Source organism: Photorhabdus bodei (assembly GCF_003287735.1).
Lineage (GTDB): Bacteria > Pseudomonadota > Gammaproteobacteria > Enterobacterales > Enterobacteriaceae > Photorhabdus > Photorhabdus kayaii.
Window position 1 is genome coordinate 1 of record NZ_NSCM01000081.1, and the last position, 5,801, is coordinate 5,801.

A 5,801-nucleotide genomic window follows, 5' to 3' on the forward strand; every position below is an offset into this window, starting at 1 on the left:
TATCACGACAGGTGTGATGGAGGTGTTCGAGTTCGGCTTTTTGTTCATCGGTAATGAATATTTTCATGACTGGTACAATGATCCTTATTTTGGGAAAAATCAAGCATCTTCAATGATTACGGGTATATACCGTCTAGTGCCTAAATCATTATAGGATTCAATATATTCTGTTTTATCAATAATACCATTGTACATTAATTTAATACCTTCAAATGAAGGCAGGTTGGAACGATTAAATATATTTTCTATTTCACTATGTTTTATAAAATCATCATCATATATTTTTTTAAAAACACACGGTTTCTTTTCGAAGAAATTTTCTAGGAAGTCTTTTTTATCAATGGGGAAATTAATTGGATTCATATTTAATGTTAATGATTGTTGATTTTGGCTCTATACTCAAGATACTTCAAAGTGCATGTTTGAAAAACGATTATGTTGTTGAATTTAAATGTTTTTATGTCTGACGACTCAAGCATCTTGAAGTTCATTCGGTATATAAGTGAGTAATAAGTTATCTTATTAAGAGGTTATTAAAATAAAAGGTTTTTGTTTACGTAGCCTCTTTTTTTTGGTTGATGGGTGTATAATTACACCCATTTTTATCTAAAAATATCACGGTTTATTAGTGGCAATAGTTAGATCCACTTGAATTACAATAATTGGTCCCAGCACCATTGCTATTGCCTCCAGAATCAATTCTACCTCCTATCTCTCCTCCGATGTAGCGGCCAGCTGCAGCTCCTCCGGCAGCTCCAGCACCACCACCTGCAAATCGACCAACAACACCACCAATTACTGCACCAGCTGCAGTACCTGGGCCCGGTGCTATTACAGAGCCTATTGCTGCACCAGCTGCGGCTCCAGCATATCCTCCAGCTACACTACCAGCTACTCTTCCAGCAGCTCCCCCTGCGGCTGCTCCTGCTATTTCACCAGCGGTTTCTCCTGCTCCTGCACCTGCAACTAAATCAAGCTCTTGAATGGTAAGCTCACGCATAATAAATTTACCTTCATTCAGGTTTACTAAAAATAATAACAATCAAATATATATAAGAACTCATGATTGTATTTAAAAATAATTTTAACGAAAAATCATAATGGATATGATTTAATATATACAAAAAAGGAATCGATACTAATATCAGTAAAATAGTTATAATAGATAGAGTAAATATCTTATAAAAAAAATTTGGTTTTTTATCATGTGAGTATTCTTTTTTGAACCCTTTTTTCAATAAAGAAAATTCATTGGATATTTTATTTGCAGTGCTGAACATGATAATCAATAAAATTATTGACATACTGTAATCTATATACTCAAGAATAGGAGTGTCTAATCTAAGTATAAATACCGAGACAATATAAACTATAAAAAAATTAAAAAATAAAGCCTCTTTTTTAAAGGTTTTTTTAGATAATTTTGATATTTCTTTGGCTCTGTACAATAAGGTGTTTTTATGGTTTTTTATTTTCATAAATTCTTATTTATTATTTTTATAGGGTTTCTGATTTATCTTGATAATATTTTTTTTGTTTTTTTATGTCAATGTCTTTTTTTAAATAAATAAAATAACCAAATGTGGTAATTATCCTAACATCTTTAAAATATAGGGATGAATTAAATTTTAAACGAAAATATTAAACCTCTAATCTTTTCAAGAGAAACTATAATTAAAGTTATCATGATAATGCGCTAAATCTATTGGATGATATTAATAAAAACTTATTGATATATTTATTTAGTCATCACTTTCTCTTATTGTCAGTAAAAGCATTCGTTAGTCTAAATCTGTTTAATTACCATCACAGATGGTCATCAATGTTTCCGTAGGTCTGAGAGGAAGCGCTTAAACGACTAGAAAAACTTCTGTAGCCTGAAAGTGAAAGCAAGAATTGCGGTACATCTGCACACCTTTGGAAGCAGATATTGCTAGTATGAACAATCCTAGCTAGTTTGGTGATGACGGTCTTTTTAGCTAATAGAGTACCAACGGTACTTCGGCGCGTGAGGTTATGGTTTTCATTGCCTTTCGTAGCTGGATTTAAGGTGGGGAAGATCCACTTTACTTTTATCTGATTTCAAGTGGGCATGAAACATGCGCTCGCTTACTTTTCACATTAGCGTTAGGTGATAGCCTTCCGCACAATGGGATTGAGCTACGTCTCGATCTCATTTCACTTCAATGAGCAGGATTGCTTTTGCGCATCTCGCTCATGTCTAGCTATGTTTGCTTAAAATATTTAGCGGGCGGCTTCTCTACACCTAAATAATTAGCTCATTGCTACCGTTTGATCCTTAACGTTGCGGCGTTTTGCTGTGCTTGTTGGTATTTCAACGTTTGCACCACTTTTGCTGACTGTTTGCGGACTTGACGCCGCAGCAAAAGGGCAGTACGACGATTACAGGCTCATGCCTGCTTAACAGCGCAGTGAATCTGACACGGCATTTTATAGATTGAAAGAGCGTCAAAAGGAGAACATGACGATATTGAGGCTGGCTTTTTGCCAGTGGGGATGACCTATTTATACCGGCGGCAGTGTAGCGTATTCAACCGATACTCCACAATACCTCAACCCGCGTTCACTCTGGCGCACAGATATCCGTCAAGGGCAAAGCAGGCATGTCAGCACTGTCGCGCGCCAGAGATTGCATGTTGTCAGGTATAAGTAAGGGAGAAACAGATGAGCCGATTGATTAAGGAATTAAGTTTTTTGCCCGGCGGGGGCGGTAGCCATAAAACCTGCCATGACCGCACTCGGATTGCGGGGTGTTTGGGAGCGTTGGAATATTCAGGTCAAAAGCCTTAGCCATTTAAAAGCCAAACACGTTGAGTATTACGTTGATGCTCGTTTATCTAAACGAACTGTGCAGAATGAAATGTCTGCACTGCGTAATATATCTTCCGCATGGCAGGTAGGGAGAAACTGGAAACCTTTCCGCGCTTGAGCAATCAGGCTGGGATTAAGCAGCCAGTCGTGCTGGAACGAAGCAGGCGATCCCTGATTCGACATTTCAGGTTGTTCATCAGAAGGCGCTTGAACGTGATGCCGGATTTGCCGTCACGCTGAAATTTGCTCGATTGCTGGGTTTACGTTCTCAGGAAATGGTGCAATGCAGTGCTTCATTAAAAAGTTGGCGGAAACAATTAGAACAACCGGAGCTAAAACTTCATGTTGTTTTCAGTACAAAAGGCGGCGGACCAAGGCAAACTCGCGTACTGGATGTTGCTGCGGTGGAAGAGGCTGTAGAACAGGCAATTGCTGTTGCTGAGCAACGAGAAGGCAGGTTGATTGATAAGCCGGATCTCAAGCAGGCCATGAACTACTGGCGGATACATACCACAAAGATTGGATTAAAGGGCTGCCATTCTCCCCCATAGTTTGTGGTATGTTTGGGCGTAGGATGCATTGAGTTTTTACCAACAAAATGGCTTTAGCCGCTAGGAAGCACGGGCACTGGTTTCAATGGATTTGGGACATGGTGATGGCCGCGGGTGTTATGTGGAAAGGGTTTATGGCCGGGGAGGTTTGGCATGATGGATACACTGACTTCCATTCGTCTGGACTATGTGATGAAAAAACAGGATTGGAAAAATTATAAGTCGACCATTTGATTCGGCAGTGAAATTTTCCTAAACCTCGCAGATTGAGTATCCGTTCTATGTTATAGATGGTAAAAGAGGTTGATAAATGGTTAGAAATGACTGGCATCAAGCCGATATTATTGCTGCACTACGTAAGCGTGGTCCAACCTTAGCAGCGGTATCCCGTGAAGCGGGACTGAGTTCTTCCACATTAGCCAACACGCTGTCACGTCTTTGGCCTAAAGGCGAATGGATTATCGCTAATTATCTCAACATTCATCTATCTGAAATCTGGCCTAGTTGTTATTTTGATATGGACAGTAATCTTATTGAGAGCAAAGTTCGCGAGAAATCAGCAGAATAATTATTCTAATACCGTAAAATATCAGGGAAATAGTCACCTCACTTCATCTCATTACCTACTGTGTTGTTTGATTGATGAGGTAGCATAATTGGTTATCTATCACCGTAATCTTTAATACCTTTCGACGAAATGTGTCGCAACTTCCTATCACGAGGCCAGAACGTTTAGTGTACTTATCTACTCACTGGCAACGAGTCATATATCCTTCTTTTACTGTAGGCGGTGAATTCTGATATGCTTTGCAAAATATTTTGTTCTCATGTTTTTGTGTGTGCGTCTTTGTGTGGTGAACGGTATATCAATCGGTGTATCACTTTTTGTAAAAAGACACATGATTTTATTTTAGTTATCGTTTAAAAATATATAGTTATGAGTAAACCAAAACATATTGTAGAAGTTATGATCTCCGAACAGGAGGTTAAACAACGTATTGCTGAACTGGGAAAACAGATTACTGAACACTATTGTGACAGTGGTAGTGGGCTGGTATTGGTCGGGTTGCTGAGAGGTTCATTTATTTTTATGGCTGATTTATGCCGTGAAATTCAGATCCCTCATCAAGTCGACTTTATGACGGCTTCCAGTTACGGTAGCGGTATGAATTCCACTCGTGATGTGAAAATCCTGAAAGATCTGGACGAGGATATTCGCGGTAAGCATGTGCTGATTGTGGAAGATATTATTGATTCAGGTAATACCCTGAATAAAGTGCGTGAAATTTTGGCGTTGCGTGAGCCAAAATCACTGGCAATCTGTACCTTGCTGGATAAACCTTCCCGCCGTGAAGTTGATGTTCCGGTTGCGTGGATTGGTTACTCAATTGAGGATAAATTTGTGGTGGGTTATGGTATCGATTATGCGCAACTTTACCGTCATCTGCCTTATATCGGCCATGTGATTTTGCTAGAAGAGTAGTTTTCTCGTATCTTGGAAACGGCAACTTTTGGGTTGCCGTTTTTATTTAGGCATGGTGTGTAGTGTTGTAGCTGGCTAAGTAAAGCCCTCTTATTACGCTATCAGGAGTGAGCCAGTATTGGTTTTATTTCTGGTCTTTTGTGCTGTGAGGCAATCCACAGTTCATATTGGGACTGCATTCCTGTCCACATTTCGGCACTAGTACCTAATGCGGCTTCCAGTCGCAGGGCCATATCAGCAGATATTCCTGCATTGCCGTTTAATATGCGAGATAGTGCAGCTCTGGTTATACCGAGAGCCTTTGCTGCCTCTGTGACAGATATGTCACCAAGATATTCACGCAAAACTATGCCTGGGTGTGCAGGTTTATGCATTTTCATTTCGTTGCCCTCAGTGATAATCTTGATAATTAACGAGAATTATATCTTCGCCCTCAAATCTAAATGTTAAACGCCAATTACCGTTAACAGATATTGCCCAGTGACCGCTAAGATTTGCTCCTTTTAGTGGATGAAGTTTCCAGCTAGGGGCATTCATATCTTCTGGTTTTTTAGCCATATTCAATGCAGTTAGCTGGATTTGCAGCTTTAGGGCATGCTTAGGCTGAATGCCAGCGGTAGAACCAGTTTTGAAAAATTTTTCCAATCCTTTGTGTTTGAAGCTTTTAATCATACTAGTCTCGTATACTGTATATGCACACTGTGCGGAAGTCGTCATGGCATGTCAACAAATACATATAATTTCTGTAATATTTAAGTATTCAATGAATGATAACGGGTATATACCCGTTATCATTGAAGATGCTTGGTTTTATCCGAAATGGAGATCATTATCCTCGCTATGAAAATATTTATTACATCAGAACAAAAAATCAAACTTGAACGTCTTCACGACACCACTCGTGATGGTCAGGTACGAGACAGAATAAAAGCGAT

Annotated in this window: 6 protein-coding genes and 1 pseudogene; 3 read left to right on the top strand and 4 right to left on the bottom strand. The window is 39.2% G+C overall.

Annotated features, from left to right (window positions below; genetic code table 11):
• Positions 1-99: 99 nt before the first annotated feature.
• Both CKY02_RS22090 and CKY02_RS25065 read right to left on the bottom strand, forming a co-directional pair.
• Positions 100-363 (bottom strand): cupin domain-containing protein, encoded by a 264-nt coding sequence (locus tag CKY02_RS22090; protein ID WP_112896912.1) that lies wholly within the window; start codon positions 361-363, stop codon positions 100-102.
• A gap of 262 nt (positions 364-625) precedes the next feature.
• Positions 626-1,000, bottom strand: a complete 375-nt coding sequence (locus tag CKY02_RS25065) for a hypothetical protein (protein ID WP_162120984.1) — start codon at positions 998-1,000, stop codon at positions 626-628.
• A 1,685-nt stretch (positions 1,001-2,685) separates the two neighbouring features.
• Between CKY02_RS25065 and CKY02_RS25270 the strand changes: the two are divergent.
• From CKY02_RS25270 to hpt, 3 genes and pseudogenes are all read left to right on the top strand, one after another.
• Positions 2,686-3,540: pseudogene (locus tag CKY02_RS25270) on the top strand (integrase domain-containing protein).
• A gap of 153 nt (positions 3,541-3,693) precedes the next feature.
• On the top strand, positions 3,694-3,951 hold the full coding sequence (locus CKY02_RS22115) for a helix-turn-helix domain-containing protein (RefSeq protein ID WP_112896915.1): 258 nt from the start codon (positions 3,694-3,696) through the stop codon (positions 3,949-3,951).
• Positions 3,952-4,320: 369 nt separating this feature from the next.
• The gene (gene hpt / locus CKY02_RS22120; RefSeq protein ID WP_112896916.1) at positions 4,321-4,866 is read left to right on the top strand and encodes a hypoxanthine phosphoribosyltransferase; all 546 of its coding nucleotides are present in this window, start codon (positions 4,321-4,323) and stop codon (positions 4,864-4,866) included.
• A 101-nt stretch (positions 4,867-4,967) separates the two neighbouring features.
• Here the strand turns inward: hpt and CKY02_RS22125 are convergent, their stop codons facing one another.
• On the bottom strand, positions 4,968-5,246 hold the full coding sequence (locus CKY02_RS22125) for a HigA family addiction module antitoxin (protein WP_011145233.1): 279 nt from the start codon (positions 5,244-5,246) through the stop codon (positions 4,968-4,970).
• A 10-nt stretch (positions 5,247-5,256) separates the two neighbouring features.
• On the bottom strand, positions 5,257-5,538 hold the full coding sequence (locus CKY02_RS22130) for a type II toxin-antitoxin system RelE/ParE family toxin (protein WP_112896917.1): 282 nt from the start codon (positions 5,536-5,538) through the stop codon (positions 5,257-5,259).
• Positions 5,539-5,801 lie beyond the last annotated feature (263 nt).